The sequence below is a fragment of the Streptomyces sp. NBC_01465 genome (assembly GCF_036227325.1).
GTDB lineage: Bacteria > Actinomycetota > Actinomycetes > Streptomycetales > Streptomycetaceae > Streptomyces.
In genome coordinates this window covers 3,818,439-3,834,426 of sequence record NZ_CP109467.1, presented here as the reverse complement: position 1 = coordinate 3,834,426, position 15,988 = coordinate 3,818,439, and the positions used below count along the sequence as shown (strand labels likewise).

Below are 15,988 nucleotides of genomic sequence, written 5' to 3'. Positions count from 1 at the left end.
GTACCGGGCCCGGCCGCAGGATACGAACCGTCAGGCGGACGGCTTCGCTTCGCACTTGGCGAGGGCGTTCTCGGCGCGGACCAGGAGCTTCTGGCTCTTGGCGCGCTCCTCGACCACCTTCGGGTCCTGGCTGACACCGTTCAGCGCGGCATACGCCTTGCGCTCGGCGGCGTTGGCCTTGTCCAGCTGCTTGCGCGCCTCGTCCCGCTTCGCGACGGCGTCGCGGTAGTCGGCCGCGGAGAACTCGCCCGACTCGTCCTCCTCGAGGTAGCCGACCCAGTCACGGGCCTCGCCCCAGACGGTCGCGTAGTACTCCGCGGCGCCGTTGGCGTCCTGGTACTCGTGGTCCAGCTGCTCGATCTTCTTCGCGACCGGGTCGATCTGCGCGTCCAGCTCGGCGATGCGGTCCTGGTGGCGGTTGACGGTCGCCTGGTACCGCCAGCAGGCGTCCTTCGGCGCGGCGTGGGCGGCCGCACTGGGCAGCGCGACTGCCAGCAGGGAGATGGAGGTGACGGCGATCCGGGCGAGCGAACGAGAGTTCACGGTGGGGCTTCTTCCGGTGAGCGGGTGTGCGGCACCTGCCGCAACGTTTCATCTCACTTAGGCACGAAATGCCCAGAAGGCGGCCTTGCCGCTCCGAGACGAGTCCGTTCATCACACGAAGAGCGCCAACGCTAGGCTGCGGCCGTACGCAAGACCGGCCCAGGGGAGCTCAACGGGTGTCCGAGCTGGATTTCTACGCACACGTCGCCGCGCACTGCGACGTCTTCGGGACCGGCATCGGATCCAACCCGGCCGAGTGGGAAGCCGCAATGGGGTCGGACTGCATCGACGATCGCGGCAGGGGAACGCTGCGCCGGGACTACGGTCTGGTGGAACTCTCGTTCTCGGATCCCGAAGGCGTCATGTCCTGTACCGGGTTCGCTGTCCAGATCCACCGGCTGATCCACGGCCTCCTTGTTCCGCCGCCCCTGACACGGGAGTACGGCGATTTCGCGTCCCGTGTTCGGTTCGAGGACTTGCGGACCGTGATCCTTTCCCTGGGGCGCACGGTCGAGCCCGACGATCTCTCGGGTGACGTCCATCGCTATCGCGTTCCCGAGTCCGGCGCCCGGATATTCGTCATCAACGATCCGGACCCTTATGGGGACGGCGACCACGACGTCGACGACCAAGGGATTCACCAAACAGGCGACGTGTGGGCATTGAGCGTGTCCCTGCCCTGGTGCGCTCCGCGCCAGAAGCCCGAGGCAGGCGAGGCGACCTCACGCCAGGGCTCCGGGCCTTCGACCTCGATCAGCCGCGGCTGCGGATGGGGCTCTACCGGACGGTCCTTGCCGAGGGCATGCGCGATGACTTGTGCCGCTACCTCAACGCCGACCTCCTCCTTACCCTGTGGCCAGTCCTTAGGACGCTCATCGGCAGCACCGTGCGGGATGTCTGGGAAGGCGCCTTCCCAGAGCTGCGCGCCACCACGGTGCGAGCTGCCGTCGCGTGAAGAAGCCGTCCATGCCGGAGCTGCACGCCGGCTGCTCAAGGACGTCCTCGCTCTCGGTGCTCCGTATCCGCTTGTCCTGACTGGCGGTTATGCGGTCCAGGCACACGAACTGGTCTCCCGCACCAGCCAGGATCTGGACGTCGCCACGGAGAACCCCGCTCCCATGGAGGACATTGCTCGCGTCCTGGGTGAGGGGCTGACCGGTCTCGGGTGGGGGGTTGAGGTGGTAGAGGTCGCACCGCTGTCGGCCCGATTCCTGGCCACTGACCCGGCCACTGGCGAGGAGTGCGAGGTCGACATCCTCAAGGAGATGTTCTGGCGACCGGCCGTTTCCACCTCGTATGGCCCCGTTCTCTCCGAACAGGACGTGGTGGGCACCAAGGTCCGTGCCATTGCCGAGCGTGGCGTCGCCCGGGACTTCATCGATGTCTACGCAGCTTCCCGCCGCTGGACCACTACCGACCTGGAAGAGTTCGGCCGCCGTCATGCTCGCCCCGACTCGCCTTTCGGGCCTGCCGAGCTGCAGGCCCGTCTGGTCGGTGCCGACTGGATCGACGACAGCGAATTCGCGGCGTACGGGCTGGATGAGGCGACCATCAGCCAGCTGCGCGAGTGGGCCCGCGCCTGGGCGGACAACATGGCGCGGCGGTCCGCGGCTGGTCAGCCGTACGAGGACGAGGCGGACGATTCCGAGTTCGGCTGATGGTGCGCCCTGCCATCACGTTGATCCGGGCGGAGACCGGCCACGCAAAACAGGTGAGGGGTTTACGGCGAACCGTAAGCCCCTCACCTGCTGTTTTGGCTGTCGGGGTGGCGGGATTTGAACCCACGACCTCTTCGTCCCGAATGAGGTTCGGTTGGTGATCTTGCCTGCGGAAATAGCGTTTCGCCTGGTGAGGAGTGTGGCCCTGATCGGTCTCGCATGGTGTGGAAGGGGCTTGGGGAGCAAGTCGGCTCCCAGTCGGCTCCCAGGGCGGCCGTCATGCCTCTACGCCGTGAAGAAGCCGGCGAGCACGCGGCCGATCTGGTCAGGAGCGTTCTCTGTGGGGATGTGGCCCGCATCCGGGATACGTATGAGGGTGGTGTGCGGCATCTCCGAGGCGAACCGCTCGGCGTATTCCACCTTCTGGAAGTCGTCGTCCTCGCCCCAGACCAGCAGCTTGGGTGTCGTGTTCTGGCGCAGGGCGGGGACGGCATCGCGGGTGTAGCGGTTGTCGGCCGCGCCCACCATCGCCATCCAGGAGCGGCGGACCCGTTCATCGGTCCACGGGTGAAGATAGTCCGTAATCCGTTGCTCGGTGGCGGCATCGGCCAGCGCTTGGGTCACGGCTTGCCGGCGGGCGGTGAGGATCTCGTCGGCGGTGGTCGCGGCGACGACCTCGGGGTCTCGGAAGCGGGCCACGCTGGACACGGGCCAGGAGTCGTAGGTGACCGAGTTGACCAAGGCCAACCGGGACACGTCCAGCTGATCATGGACGAGGAGGTGCTGGGCGACGGCGCCGCCGATGTCATGACCCGCTACGGCGATCGGCCCGGAGAGTTGCAGCGAAGAGGCGAAGCGTGCCACCCAGTCTGCGAGGGCGGGGACGGCACCTGTTTCCAGGGTGAGTTCGCCTCCCGAGCGCCCGAGTCCGGGGAGGTCGACCGCGAGGGGCCGCAGCCCCGCGTCGGCGAGGTGGTCGAGTACCGGGAGCCAGACGCGGCTCCAGTACGTGCCGTGCAGGAGCAGCACGGGTCGGCCGTCCTGCCGTCCGGCGGTCAGGTAGCTGGCAGATTCGCCGTCGACCCGGACCGCGCTCCTGACCGCTGTGGTGTCGGTGGTTTCACTCATGGGACCACTGTGACCGGAGTCGATCTTCCTGCCGAGAGTCCTGAAAGACACCTAGGAGTACATTCTTGCCATGCGTCTTCACCGGGTGGTGGCCCTGCTCAATCCGCCGCAGTCGCCCTTCGAGCTCGGCTGCGCTGCCGAGGTCTTCGGGACCGTCCTGCCGGATGAGCCCGCCCGCTACAGCTTCCGGATCTGTGCCGAGCGCCCCGGACCGCTGCGGACCACTGTCGGTTACCCGATGCTCGTCGACACGGGGCTGGAGACGTTGGAGGAGGCGGACACCGTGATCGTCCCCGGCTGGCAGCCGCCCAGCGCGCCGGTGCCGCCGACCGTCATCGCGGCGCTGCAGGCCGCCCACACGCGCGGGGCCAGGATCGTCGCCATCTGCACGGGGGCGTTCGTCCTCGCCCATGCGGGACTGCTCGACGGTCGCCGTGCCAGCACCCACTGGCGCCACGCGGACCGGCTCTCCGCCACCTTCCCCCACGTCGAGGTCGACCCCGACGTGCTCTACGTGGACCACGGCGACGTGGCCACCAGCGCCGGAACCGGCGCGGGCATCGACCTGTGCCTTCACCTGGTGCGCCGCGACCACGGCGCCGCCTACGCCGCACAGATCGCCCGGAACATGGTCCTGCCCCCGCACCGGGAGGGCAGCCAACTTCAGTACGCTGCACAACCCGCCCCGGCGAGGACGGACGAGTCACTGGCGCCCCTCCTTGAGTGGGCCGCGTCCCGCCTCGACTCTCCGCTGACCCTGGACCGGCTCGCCGAACGAGCCGGACTGTCCACCCGGACCCTCGCCCGGCGTTTTAGCGAACAGCTCGGCGTCAGCCCGGGGCAGTGGCTGCTGCGCCAGCGCCTCGACGCAGCACGCGTATTGCTGGAGCAGACCGACCTGCCGGTCGAGGCCATCGCCACCCGCGTCGGACTCACCTCGGCAGTCAACCTGCGCCGCCGCTTCCGGGCACATCTGGGCACCACACCCGGCGCCTACCGACGCACCTTCAATCAAACCCGGGCGGCTGCCTGACAGACGGCACCTCAGCGCAGGGCGTCGAGCGCGGCGAGGATGTCGGCCGGTTCGGCGCGCTTGGTGTAGTCGGTGTCGGCGAACGCCCAGCGGACGGTGCCGCTCTGGTCGATGACGTACGTCGCGGGGACCGGAAGGGTGCGCGGGTGACCGCCGTTGACCCGGTGGAGGTCGAAGCCGAGCTTGTCGTAGACGGCGGCGAGGTCGTCCGGCAGGTCGAAGGCGAGGCCGTACGCCTTGGCGGCGTCGGAACCGACGTCGCTGAGGACAGTGAAGTCCAGAGCGTGCTTCTCGGTCAGGGACAGCGACTCGTCGGGGATCTGCGGGGAAACGGCGACGAGTTGGGCACCGCGGTGGGTGATGTCGGCGTGGTGCTGCTGCAGCGAGCGCAGCGCGAGATTGCAGTACGGGCACCAGGCACCGCGGTAGAAGGTGAGCACGACCGGGCCCTGGGTGAGGAGTTGATCGAGGCCGACGGCCTCGCCGGTCGCGGAGGGCAGCGTGAAGCGCGGGGCCTGCGCCCCGGCGGTGAGGGCGTGGTCAATCTGGCCGGAGGCGGCGAGTTCGACGCCAGCACGCTGCATGATCTCGCGGATCTCGGCGGGGATCTGCTGCTGGCGGGCTTCGTAGAAGGCGCGCAGTTCTGCGTTGAGGGTCATGAGGGCGGTGTCCTTCCTGTGTGGGGGCAGGTGGAAGGGCCCGCCCCATAACTTGGAACGCTCATTTCAAGATAGCGGCCTGGGCGGTATCTTGAAACTACTGTTCCAAGTTGGTGGTGAGGTGAGGCATGGCGGACATCAAGCACTTCGATCCGGACGCGACCCTGGAGACGGTGGTCCGCCTGTTCTGGAAGCAGGGCGTGGCAGCCACCGGCGTGCAGGACATCGTGAACGCCACGGGGCTCAACCGCTCCAGCCTCTACTCCACGTATGGCAGCAAGCAGCAGCTCTACCTCGCCGCGCTGAATCGCTATGTGGCGGCTCGCTCGCAGCCCGTCTTCCGGCAGCTCGCCGAGGACGGGCGGGGGCTGCCCGCGGTCGCGGACTTCTTCCGCGGCCTGATCGGCGCGCGTACGTCGGGAGAGCACGCGCGCTGGGGCTGCCTGGTGTCCAACGCGCACGCGGGCGTGGAGAGCGACGACCTGGAGGTGCGGGCCGTCCTCGACCGGCACCACAAGGGGCTGTGCGACGCGCTACGCACCGCGCTCGAAACCGCAAGAAAGGATGGGCAGTTGGCGTCTTCAGTCGATCCGGCGTCGGCGGCTGATCTGCTCGCGCTGCTCGCGTACGGGGTGAACATGCGGTCGCGAGCGGGCGCCGACGCACGCTCCCTGAGCCGCACCGTCGATGCGGCTCTCGAATCGCTCCGAGCCCCGGGCTGAGAGCGGAGGACGGTCTGCGCTACCTCGGGCACTGACCGCCCAAGCGGCTACTGATCCCAGCCGTTCAGGGAGACTTCCGGGCCTCCGTCGAGGTAGCGGTGGAGGGCGCTCGCGGTGGTTTCCACGAACTCTTCGGGGATGGCGGCGGCGTCGACCCAGCGGACCTGGGCGTGCTTGCGCGGCTCGCGGTTCTCGGGCTCGCCGGTCCACTCATGGGCAACGAAGACGACGGTAAGGAAGCCGTTGGGGGCTTCAACTCCCCATGCGCCGTGGATGATGTGGGCGACCTTGAGGGACTCGGCCTTCACCGTCAGGCCGGTCTCCTCGTAGAGCTCGCGTACCGCGGTTTCGGGGATCGGTTCGCCGGGTTCGCTCTTGCCGACGGGCAGGTCCCACATGCCCTGAGCGAACTTCGCGTTCTCGCTGCGCTGCAGGAGCACGACGCGGTTGGTGGCCTGGTCGTGGACGATGACGCCGGCGACCAGCAGGGTCATGGATTCGAGTGCGGGCTTGAGGGCTTTGGGCTGGTCGTCGGTGGTCGGTTGCGCCACTGTGCGTCCCTTCATCGGCCGGTTGCTGGCATGTTAGGCGAGTGCTTCGCGCGCACGGCGGGCGAGTTCGGTAGCCCCGGGCACTTTGCGACGTTGGTAGATCGCGAGAGTGGACCGCAGTGACGTGATTGCCTTACGGGTGCGGTCGGAGGTCATGCCCTCCATGAGCGTGAGAGCTTGCGACCAGGCGGCGACAGCCTCGTCGGCGCGGGCCTGGGCTGCGAGGCTGTCGCCCAGGTCGGCGTAGGTCAGGGCGTGGACGCGCTTGTACTTCACCGGGTCCCAACGCACCAAGGCATCGCGGTGCTGCTGCTCGGTGCCGACGTGATCGGCGAGGTCGGTCAGGGTGCGGGCGGTGTGGCTGGCCACGGTGCCGGCGGCCGGGCCGCTGACGCGGGAGTAGCTGGGCTGGGGGCCGTCATCGCGCAGGAGGGCGTCCTCGGCAGCGAGCAGGGCGCGTGCGGCGGCGGGCTTCTCGTTGGTGGCCGCGTAGGCGCGGGCGTGCGTGATGTGGAGCAGGGCCTCGGTCTGTCCGTCGATGTGACCGGTGCCCTGGGAGAGAGCTGCTTCGGCGAGGTCGACGCAGTGGTGGGGTTGCTTCAGGCTGAGCGCCTGGTGGGCGAGGGCTCGCATCATCCAGGCGGCGTGACCGTGCGGGTCGGCCTCGCAGGCGAGCTGGTAGCCGACTCGGTAGTAGCGCTGGGCGGCGCCTTCCTGACCGAGGTCGTGATGCTTCCAGCCTGCCAGGTAGGCGAGTTCGGCAACGGCACCGAAGGCTGCCCGGCGTAACGGCTCGGCGGTGAAGCGCCCGCGGAGCATCGGGGCGGCGGTGTCGGCGAGGTAGGCGGTGACAGTGGTCAGACCGTGGCCGCCGCCGAGGCGTTCGTCGGCTGCGCTGAAGGCTGCGGTGATCTGGCGTACGACGTCCACGTCCTCCGCGCCGACCAGCGTGGTGCCGGTGCGGGCTCGGAGCATGCGGGCGGTGGCCTCGTGGTCGTACGCGAGCGGCATGGCGACGCCCGCAGTCGTGAAGGTGGCGACCGCGAGGTAGTGGTGGCGCTCGACGTCTGCGCGGCCCAGATCGGTCACCGCCAGGACCGGGTCGCCCTCGTCCTGTTCGTTACCGTCCACCGTGCCCAGGCCGATCTCGGCCAGAGTGACGATGCGGCCGGTGCGGCGGGTCAGCGCTTCGGCGAGGTATCGGCTGGTCCGGCCGCTGGGCTGGCGGGTGCCGTTCACCCAGTGGGAGATCGCCGACTTGTTGGTCTGGATGATCTCGCCGTTCTCGGCGGCGATGCGCCGAACGTCCTTCGCCAGGGCCTCGTATGTGCAGCCGATGGCGTCGATGACATCGCGCAGGCGGGAGTTGGGGGCTCTCTGCGCTGCCACGATCGCCTCCGTGTCTAGGGCTGTAAACCGCGTATACCACTTCAACTGCCCTTCACCGTACCCACTGTGCGTGATGGCAGGTTCACTAATCATCAGCCGCCCGGAACGGTTCCAGGTCCGACCGTGAATCCAGGCTCCCCACTTGGCCGGGCGGCTCCCAAGTTCCGTACGCCCGCTTCGGGTTCGGTCATTCCTGTGCCCGAGCCCGGCCGAACAGAGACGGAGACCCCGGTGACCACCATCGACATCGCAACCCGCACGGCCATCACGGTCGAACTCCCCGAGGCTTTCGACGAGCGCTGGAGTCGCCTGCCCGGCATCCAGGTCGAGGGCCGGCGCATCACCATCGACCCGGCCGAGTACTTCTTCCGCTTCGAGTCCAACAGCTGGCTCGTCGCCGACTGGGAGCTGGTCAAGTCCCAGCTCCTGGAGGTGGAGGAGACGACCGAGAGCGCCGTCGAGCAGCTCGCGCTCGACTTCATCAAGCAGCACAGCGAGTCCACCTCCGACGCGGCCCGTGTGCTGTCCATCGCGTACGAGGTGTACGCGTATCTGTTCCGGGAGGAGCACCTCGCCTCGCTCGGCCTGCCACAGATCACCGCCGAGCATCTGCGGATGCTGCGTGAGGCGGCCACGCTGATGGCGCTGAACAAGGTCGAGCTGGACGGGCACATCTCCAACGTCGGCCCGTGCTGGTTCTTCCCCGCAGCGACCTCCGTCGTCTTCGATCTGGACGTGGAGATGGGTGGCCTGCTGGACGAGGTCTACCACGGCGGCTGGTTCAACGAGCACCGCCGCATCGAGTCCATCAAGGCCCACGCCGCGCTCGGCGGGCGGCTCGTGCACGGCTGCCAGTCCGTGCCGGATCAGTCCGGTGGAGTCGTCGCGCCCTACGGTGCGTCGATGGCCAACTTCCGTGACGACCTTGCCGAGTTCAAGGCCGGTTGGATCGAGCAGGTCTACGCCCACCGGGTAGCACCCGCCGCATAGCCCGTACGCCCGGCTCCGGGGCGGGCCGGCACTCTCGCCCGCCCCGGACGCCTTCAACCACAGGAGTCCCTGATGGACGCGAACCTCAACGCCGAACTGTTGGACAACGTGCTGACCGCCACTGGCAAGTCCGCCGTAGCGCGCGACGAGGTGCGCGTCTGGTCCATGTCCGGCGTCGAACGATTGACACTCTCCGACGGCTCCACCGCCATCTTCAAGTACGCCAAGAAGCCCTTCGACAGTGAGGACCAAGCCCTCCGCCTCGCTCATACCCTCGGTGTTCCGGTCCCGAAGGTCCACGCTTCCGCGACACTGGACGGCTGGCTGGGGATGCTGCTGGAGGACCTCGGCACCCCCATCCGTGACGCCGACGACCTCGACGGCGCCGCCGCAGCCGTGGTCCTGCACCGCACACGTAGCGCGCCGGCCCTGCCCCTCTTCGACCAGCAAGCCCTGCGATCCCTGCCCAGCCGCGCACTGGACCACCTCGACCAGCTCCGAAAGGCCGAGCGGTGGCAGGATGCGGACGACGTCGAGGGTGCGCTCGACCGGCTGGTTCAGGCCGCCGAGGCTCGCTCGGCGGGAGCGATGACGGAGCCGTTCGGCTGGGTGCACTCCGAGTTCCACCCAACCAGCCTCCACATCGGCCAACGCGGCTGGCGGCTCCTGGATTTCGCCCGCGCCTTCACCGGCCCTGGCCTGCTCGACCTCGCCGGCTGGCACGGCACCCTCGAGGAGCCCGACCCCACACGTCTGCGTGTCTTCCTGGAGACGTATGTCGCCGAAGGCGGCACTCCCGACGCCCTTGCCGAGCGCGGTGGTCTCCCCGCTGAGAAATGGGCGCTGGGCTGGCACCGGGTGTGGGCGGTGGAGTGGTTCATGGAGCAGGCCATCCGCTGGATCAACGACCCGGCCACCGACCCCGCGTACATCAAGGTCGTACGCCGCCATCTCACCGATGCCCTCCGGCTCCTGGAGGTCTAGATGTCGCTCGCTCAGGCATCCCCCTGGCACGCGCACGCACTCCAGCGCACCGCTCGCCCCGCCGAACCACTTCCCGTACCGGCCAGGATGGAATGGACCACCAGGCCCGGCAGCGGCCCCGGCGCCGAGATACTCGGCCCCGACCTGGCCGGGAAGCGGCTGCTCGAACTCGGCTGCGGCCCCGGCCACAACGCCGCCCACCTCGCCACCCGGCACGGAGCGCACGTCACCGGCCTCGACCTCGTGGGCCTTCAAGTCCGCCGAGCTCGCTCCCACTATGGACGTCTCAGCAACCTCACCTTCGTTGCCGGCCACGCTCTGCACTACCTGCAAGCCAGTGACGAGCGGTTCGACGCCATCTACTCGGTCTTCGGCGCTGTCGGCCTGGTCGCACCCGAACTCCTGCTCCCGGCGATAGCCCAGCACGTGAAGCCCGGCCGGATCCTGGCCTTCACGGTGCCCCACCCCGAGCGTGGAGGCCGCCGTCCCTCAGCGGACGATCGGCCACGTCGTGATCACGTGATGCTCCCGGACCGCACCCGACTCCCTGTCGCTCGATGGGACTTCGACGCCGGCCGTTGGGAGACACACCTCTCCCGCGCGGGCTTCTGGCTCACCTCAGCTCAGGAGTTCCACGACGCTCGCCACGGCCGCTGGCCCACCACCTTGCTGATCACCGCCCGCAAGCTCTGACCCCGCTCCAGCTCCCCTGGAGGAACCGATGCGCCAGCCCTACCTGCTCCTCGACATAGACGGTGTCCTCATACCGTTCCCGGACGACGACGGAACCACTCCGGCCACTCACGTAGGGCACGATGTCGTACCCGATGGCCGCAGCGCTGACGACCCCGTTGCCATCTGGCTCAACCCCGACCACGGGCGCCTGCTCATGGACGTGTTCCGAAACGGAACGGTCAGCCCGATCTGGTGCACCAGCTGGCGCCGGGACGCCACCACTCTGATCGGCCCGCTTCTGGGCCTGCCGCCGCTGCCGTACGTCGACCTCCCGCGCCCGCAGATCACCACCAGCCACCCGAACGGTTACCTGTGGAAGCGGGATTACGTCGACACGTGGCTGGGCGATGCACCCGCGATCTGGATCGACGACGACTTCACCGGCCTCGACCACACATGGGCCGCCGAACGCACCGCCCGTGGCATGGCGACCCTTCTCATCCAGCCCGACCCGCATGTCGGGCTGCAGGCCGAGCACCTGGCCCAAGCCACCGTGTGGGCAGAGCGGTTGTCCCGAGTCGGGACAAGCGCACCCGGCGCCGCACCTGGAGTCGAAGCCGCATAGCGACGAATTCAAGTACAGCGCACGGAGGGAGTGTCAGCGTCGCCGCGCCTGCGACGGCGGTGGCGGTGGCGCCGGAGTAGCCAGTGGCGACGACACCGTCATGCTCGGACGGCGTGCCGCACTCTGTGCTTGTGCCGCACGAGCGCGGGTGCTGGGCGCCGACCTCGTGCTGAGGCGTTCGACGCGCCAGGTCAGGACTCGCGCGGGGCGGCGGGCATCGTCCAGCGCACGCTGGTCGGCGGCCTGCTGCAGGAGCTGCTTCGGGTCATGGCCGGCCTTCTCGGCGTCCGCGAGCACGGCTGTGAGTGCGTCGAAGGCCAGATCCTCCAGTACCTGTTCCGCGTGATCGGGCACTGTCTGCCGGATGAGGAGGATGTGCCGCTCCACTACCTGCGTGGGTGGGCGGCGCTGGGCGAGCGCGGTCAGCGGTGCGGTGGCTGTCTGCTCGTAGGCAGCCTGCAGATGGACCAGGGTCTGGTGGGCTGCGGCCACCTGTTGGTCGTGATGGCGGAGCTGGTGCCAGCGGGCGGCGGCGATGACGGCGAGGATCGCGGCGTCGAGGAACATCGCCAGGAGGGCGCCGTCCTTGGGGGCGGGCTCGCGGACCATGGCTCGCACGGCGCCGCGTAGGGCGCGGGCGTGCTGGTGCTCGGCCTGGATGCGGGAGCGAGTGGCGCGCTCGAACACCTCAGCTGCCTGCATGAGTTGGGGCCGAATCGCCTGGGGTGCGCGAAGGGGCAGGGCGTCAAGGGCTTCACCGAGGGCGGCCAGGTGGGCCTGAGCCGCTGCATCCTCGCCGCGCTCAAGGCGGTTGGGGATGCGTTCCGTTACGGCGGTGGCTTGGTGCCATGGGTTGGTCTTGCGTGGGCCTTGCTTCGGCTCGGTGGCGTCGAGGCGCTTTCGGATCTTGGGAAAGGACAGGTCCGGGGAGAGTTCGGAGCCGGAGTACCAGATCGGTTCCTGTGTGCCGTTGACGTCACCTTCGAGGGCGACCGTGTAGCCGCGTACATCCCCGGACGGGAAGTGCTTGACGTCCACGAGCACGCCATCGGCGTGCTCCAGCAGGTAGACGAACTCCTCAGTGCTGGTGGCGGCAGCCACGGCGGTACGCACCGTGGTGCGCAGGCGTTCGCGGGCGGTGCGGGTCTGTCCCGCGCGCTTGGCCTTCTCCTGCTCTGCGCGGGTGGGCCGCTTCGCGGCGGTGCGATCCCCACGCACGATCTGGAACAGGCCGTACTCCCTCTCAATGGCAGCGAGTTCACGGTCGGCGGTGAGGTAGTCGTTCCAGTGGCGTGCCGTGCGCAGGTCGGCGCGGACGGTGGTGGCGGCGATGTGGATGTGGTCGTCGGCGTGGCGGACGGCGACCCAGCGACAGCCGTCCGGATCACCTTCCGGAGCGATGCCGGTGGCGGCGACAACGCGGCGGGCGGTGTCGCCCCACTCCTCGTCACTCAGGATGCGGTCGGTCTTGGCAGCGCGGACCGAGCAGTGCCACGTATGGCGTTCGGGCGCGCGGCCGAGCCGCTCGGCCTGCTTGACGTGCAGGTCGAGGTCGGCGACGAGAGCCCGCTTGGTGGCGTCGAAGTCATCGGCGCGGCCGGGGTCGGGAGCGAAGCCATCCCAGGAGGCGACCAGGTGCGGGTCGGTGTGGCCCTTCTTCTTCGTGTTGTAGAGGTAGCGGATCAGGTTGGCGGTGTCCTTGCCGCCGGTGATCTTCGCGATCATCGGGCCGCCTTGTGGCTGACGGCCTGGTTCGCGGCTGCCGCGATGTGGCGCACAGCCTCACCGACCGCGTCCAGGGTGCGGTCGGTCTGGGCGAGGAGGGCGCTGTCCCCAGGGTGCGGATGGCCGCCGGAGTTGAGCTTCGTGGCGATCTGGTTGACGTTGCGGCCAATGCGGGCGACCTGTTGGCGCAGGGCGTTGAGCTCGTCGATGTAGTCGTCCAGCTGAGTGCGCTGGCCGGGCACGGTGAGGTCACCTTCCACGTGGGCCAGGGTGACGGCGGCGACGTAGTGGGCGCCGCTGAGGTTCAGCGACGTGGCCTTGGCGAGGATGGCGTCCCTCTCCTCAACGCTGTAGCGGACATCGACGCGCTCCTTGCGCCGGCCGCTCGGGTCGGGCTTGCGACGTTGGGCGACACGGTGCAGAGCGGCGACGTCGGCGGCACGCGGCAACGGCGCGGCGGGATCGGCGTCGGCGGACTGCTTCTCCTCGGGCACCCCCTGGTGCCCGAGTGCCTCCGCCACCCCCGGGGCGGAGGCTTCCCCGTAGGACCGGCCTGTGGACGGTCCAGCGGGATACCTTGCTGCGCTGTTCAGGCCGGTGATCATCTCCGGCTGGGTGGTGGTGAGTTCGTGGTGCGGGTCGTGCATGGGCTGTTTCTCCGTGGAGTGCTGGGGGCGAGTGTTCGCTGTATGTGGGCACGGTGCCCCCCTCTTGCGGGTCGGCACGGAGGGGGCGACCGGTGCGAGCGCTGGGTCAGGCGGTGGCGGAGGGGGCTACGGCGGCTGCACTCTGCTGCTGGATGGTGGCGTCGTCGGGTATGTCGAGACGCTCGCCCCCGAAGCCGTCGTACGCGACAGGCTCGGGCCGACTGGCGCGCTCGGCCCGCAGTTGGTCGCGCACGGCGCCGGCGCGCGTCTGGGCGATCCGCAGTTCGCTGCGCAGGCGCTTGGCGGTCAACTGGTCGTCGTTCCAGTCGGCGGTCAGGCGGCGGCCTTCAGCGAGCACTTCGGCGTCGGTGCGTCGCCGGTCGGTGGTCGACTCGGTGTTGGTGAGACGCCGACCGGTCGTCTCGTGCGGGGTGGCTTCGGTCGACTTCGCCATGGTGGTCGACCGGGGCGGTCGGGCAGTGAGGGCCGACTCGTCGGCTCCGGTCGATCCCGTCATGTGTGCCTCGTCGACCTTCAGGGAGGTCGACTCGGACGGCTCCTCGGGGACCGGTTCGGCTTGGTCGGCCAGCGGCGGTGCGGCCTGCTCACTGGCGCGATGGCCAGCGGATTCCTCTCGTTGCCGGCTGACCGACTGGGCCGAGTCGGCCGACTCGTGCTGGTGGTGCAGCACCTTTGCCACGAGGTCCGAGCCGAAGTAGATCGACCCGACTGGGAGTGACGTGGCCAGCAGTACGAGGGCCCAGTTCGCAGGCTCCCAGCTGGTGAGTCGACCCAGCCGGGTCGACTCGGTGTGCAGGGTCGGTATGAGCCCGTGGACGTAGTTCAGCAGGAGGCTGGCGATGGTGTAGGTCGCCAGTACCCGTAGCGCGAATGTCCGGTCGGGGCCGGTCAGCACGAGCGTGGCGATGAGCGCGAGGGCCATGAGTCCGTCGACCACGATCGGGTAGAGCAGGGCGGCGGTGGGATCGGCGCCGATGGCGCGGGCCACGTCGGACAGCGCGTTCCACGAGACCCGGAAGGCCATGAGGACGACGGCAATCAGGCCGAGGACGAGGGTGGCGTGTGCGCCTGCCCGGCGGTCATTTCCAGGATCGGCAGCGGGGCGATGCTGATGCGAATCAGTTCGGCCGAGCAGGGCGGTGATGCGTGCAAGCAAGCGGGGTGCTCCAGGTGGGCTTGGGGTGGCGGTCTCGGCGCAGAGGTGGGCAGGGCGTGGCCGCCGTGGGGTGCGGGGACTCGTACCACTCGTCGCGTGCCTGGTCAGCACAGGTACGAGTGGCGTGGTGATGTCGAGACGACTCGTTGCGGGCTGTTCACTCGTCCCCGCGCTGACCTGCGCGGGGACGAGTGATGCGAGTGGCGTCGAGTCAGGCTGCGGTGCCGGGCAGCGGACCGTCGGCCGCTGAGGTGGGCGCGTCTGCAGCCTTCGGCTTGGGGCAGTAGCGCGCCCAGGTGTCGAGGAATTGGTTGCGCGCGAAGCCCTTGGCCTGGGTGCCGTCGGGGAAGCGGCGGTTGGCCGAGCCGATGCCGTAGGGCTTCAGGAGCAGTTGCAGGCCACGCGGGGTCAGGCCGTTGGCGCCGTACTCCGCCCACGGTGCTTCCCTGTCCGCGTTCAGGGACTCCAGCAGGTGCTTCGTGCTCAGCACGGCGGGGTCGCCGACGGCGGTGAAGGCGCGGCGGATGCCGGTCAGGAGGCGGGTGCGCAGGCCGCCCTCCTCGTCCTGGCCGGCCTCGTAGTCGGTCATGGCGCGGCACGCGGTACGGGCCAGCATCGGCCAGTCGCCTCCGGCGAGGTCGGCGACGATGATCAGCGGCTCCCACGTGTCGGCTGCGCGGTCCTCGACCGGCATCGGCGGCTCCATCTCCATGGCCTGCGCGTACAGCGGCTGGAGCCAGGCGTGGAGGCGGTCGCGAATCGCGTTAAGGGCGGGGGTGTCCCGGCCGGTGCGGAAGGACGCCACCTTCTCGCCCGCCGCGCGGCGGCGCATCCGGATGACCACCGCACGGTCCATGATCGTGTCCGGCAGGTCGCCGATCCCAGCCAGCGCGGCCATCGCGAAGGTGGGGAACTCCTGCACCTGGTGCTCCGGCCCAGACACCCGGAGCGTGGGGCGACCGCGCTGGTGTCCGGCGTTGATCAGGCCGCGCACCTCCTCGTTCTTCTCCGCGGCCTTGGTGGTGCTGAACATGGTGTCGGCCTCATCGACCAGGAGCGTCGGCGGGTCGTCCCCGTCGATTGACCGGAAGATCGCCGCCGCGGTGGCGTTGACCGTGATCAGCCGGTTGTGCACGGTCTCGGTGACCACGTCCAGCAGGCGGGACTTACCGCACCGCTTCTCCGGCGCGACGATCGCCAGACGCGGCGCGTGCTGCCACGCATGCTGCAGATGCGTCGCCGCGACCCACAAGGCCACCGCCGTGACGGCCTCCTCGCTCGGCATCGCCACGTACCGCTTGATCTGCGCCCGCAGGTCGTCCACGATCTGCGCCCCCTCGGATAGCGGTGGTGACGAGGCGGTGTCGTCGGGAAGGGATGGCGTATTCGGCTGGGCATCGGTCATACTGGGCATCAGCTCCTCTGCTTGCGGGCCATATGGGACGGCAATCCCGGTCTCCGCAGGTTGATCGCTAGGGATGG

17 protein-coding genes are annotated in these 15,988 nt (G+C 69.2%); 8 read left to right on the top strand and 9 right to left on the bottom strand.

The annotated features are described in order from the left end of the window. Positions 1-30 precede the first annotated feature (30 nt). Positions 31-543: a hypothetical protein gene (locus tag OG707_RS18025; RefSeq protein WP_329119455.1), complete on the bottom strand. Its 513-nt coding sequence runs from the start codon at positions 541-543 to the stop codon at positions 31-33. Positions 544-1,222: 679 nt separating this feature from the next. On the opposite strand from OG707_RS18025, the gene OG707_RS18020 reads away from it, so the two are divergent. Beyond that, positions 1,223-1,498, top strand: a complete 276-nt coding sequence (locus tag OG707_RS18020) for a hypothetical protein (RefSeq protein ID WP_443071488.1) — start codon at positions 1,223-1,225, stop codon at positions 1,496-1,498. Then, positions 1,485-2,201 (top strand): nucleotidyl transferase AbiEii/AbiGii toxin family protein, encoded by a 717-nt coding sequence (locus tag OG707_RS18015; RefSeq protein ID WP_329127853.1) that lies wholly within the window; start codon positions 1,485-1,487, stop codon positions 2,199-2,201. The genes OG707_RS18020 and OG707_RS18015 overlap by 14 nt, the downstream gene beginning before the upstream one ends. Before the next feature lie 285 nt (positions 2,202-2,486). On the opposite strand, the gene OG707_RS18010 is transcribed toward OG707_RS18015, so the two are convergent. Next, a complete protein-coding gene (locus OG707_RS18010; RefSeq protein WP_329119453.1) occupies positions 2,487-3,329 on the bottom strand; it encodes an alpha/beta fold hydrolase in 843 nt (280 codons plus the stop codon). Between the two features lie 70 nt (positions 3,330-3,399). Between OG707_RS18010 and OG707_RS18005 the strand changes: the two genes are divergently transcribed. After that, a complete protein-coding gene (locus tag OG707_RS18005) occupies positions 3,400-4,362 on the top strand; it encodes a GlxA family transcriptional regulator (RefSeq protein WP_329119451.1) in 963 nt (320 codons plus the stop codon). Positions 4,363-4,373: 11 nt separating this feature from the next. Here OG707_RS18005 and OG707_RS18000 read toward each other — a convergent pair whose 3' ends face one another. Continuing rightward, complete coding sequence (locus OG707_RS18000) at positions 4,374-5,021, bottom strand: peroxiredoxin-like family protein (RefSeq protein ID WP_329119449.1); 648 nt, start codon at positions 5,019-5,021, stop codon at positions 4,374-4,376. Between the two features lie 128 nt (positions 5,022-5,149). On the opposite strand from OG707_RS18000, the gene OG707_RS17995 reads away from it, so the two are divergent. Beyond that, positions 5,150-5,743 (top strand): TetR/AcrR family transcriptional regulator, encoded by a 594-nt coding sequence (locus tag OG707_RS17995; protein ID WP_329119447.1) that lies wholly within the window; start codon positions 5,150-5,152, stop codon positions 5,741-5,743. Between the two features lie 47 nt (positions 5,744-5,790). On the opposite strand, the gene OG707_RS17990 is transcribed toward OG707_RS17995, so the two are convergent. Both OG707_RS17990 and OG707_RS17985 read right to left on the bottom strand, forming a co-directional pair. After that, complete coding sequence (locus tag OG707_RS17990; protein WP_329119444.1) at positions 5,791-6,309, bottom strand: NUDIX domain-containing protein; 519 nt, start codon at positions 6,307-6,309, stop codon at positions 5,791-5,793. Positions 6,310-6,327: 18 nt separating this feature from the next. Continuing rightward, positions 6,328-7,683 (bottom strand): helix-turn-helix domain-containing protein, encoded by a 1,356-nt coding sequence (locus OG707_RS17985; RefSeq protein WP_329119442.1) that lies wholly within the window; start codon positions 7,681-7,683, stop codon positions 6,328-6,330. A gap of 231 nt (positions 7,684-7,914) precedes the next feature. Between OG707_RS17985 and OG707_RS17980 the strand changes: the two genes are divergently transcribed. From OG707_RS17980 to OG707_RS17965, 4 genes are all read left to right on the top strand, one after another. Next, positions 7,915-8,673, top strand: coding sequence for a hypothetical protein (locus OG707_RS17980; protein WP_329119440.1), 759 nt, complete (start codon positions 7,915-7,917; stop codon positions 8,671-8,673). A gap of 72 nt (positions 8,674-8,745) precedes the next feature. After that, positions 8,746-9,657 (top strand): phosphotransferase family protein, encoded by a 912-nt coding sequence (locus OG707_RS17975; protein WP_329119438.1) that lies wholly within the window; start codon positions 8,746-8,748, stop codon positions 9,655-9,657. Further along, positions 9,658-10,350 (top strand): class I SAM-dependent methyltransferase, encoded by a 693-nt coding sequence (locus OG707_RS17970; RefSeq protein WP_329119436.1) that lies wholly within the window; start codon positions 9,658-9,660, stop codon positions 10,348-10,350. Between the two features lie 28 nt (positions 10,351-10,378). Then, positions 10,379-10,957: an HAD domain-containing protein gene (locus OG707_RS17965; protein WP_329119434.1), complete on the top strand. Its 579-nt coding sequence runs from the start codon at positions 10,379-10,381 to the stop codon at positions 10,955-10,957. Positions 10,958-10,990: 33 nt separating this feature from the next. Here the strand turns inward: OG707_RS17965 and OG707_RS17960 are convergent, their stop codons facing one another. The 4 genes from OG707_RS17960 to OG707_RS17945 all read right to left on the bottom strand — a co-directional run bounded on the left by OG707_RS17960 (position 10,991) and on the right by OG707_RS17945 (position 15,920). Continuing rightward, positions 10,991-12,682, bottom strand: coding sequence for a relaxase/mobilization nuclease domain-containing protein (locus OG707_RS17960; RefSeq protein ID WP_329119432.1), 1,692 nt, complete (start codon positions 12,680-12,682; stop codon positions 10,991-10,993). Next, entirely contained in the window at positions 12,679-13,329 is a 651-nt protein-coding gene (locus tag OG707_RS17955) for a plasmid mobilization protein (protein ID WP_329119429.1), read from the bottom strand. Before OG707_RS17955 ends, OG707_RS17960 begins: the two co-directional genes overlap by 4 nt. Positions 13,330-13,435: 106 nt before the next feature. Continuing rightward, positions 13,436-14,506: a DUF2637 domain-containing protein gene (locus OG707_RS17950; protein ID WP_329119427.1), complete on the bottom strand. Its 1,071-nt coding sequence runs from the start codon at positions 14,504-14,506 to the stop codon at positions 13,436-13,438. Between the two features lie 211 nt (positions 14,507-14,717). Beyond that, on the bottom strand, positions 14,718-15,920 hold the full coding sequence (locus tag OG707_RS17945; RefSeq protein WP_329119425.1) for a DUF3631 domain-containing protein: 1,203 nt from the start codon (positions 15,918-15,920) through the stop codon (positions 14,718-14,720). Between the last annotated feature and the right edge of the window lie 68 nt (positions 15,921-15,988).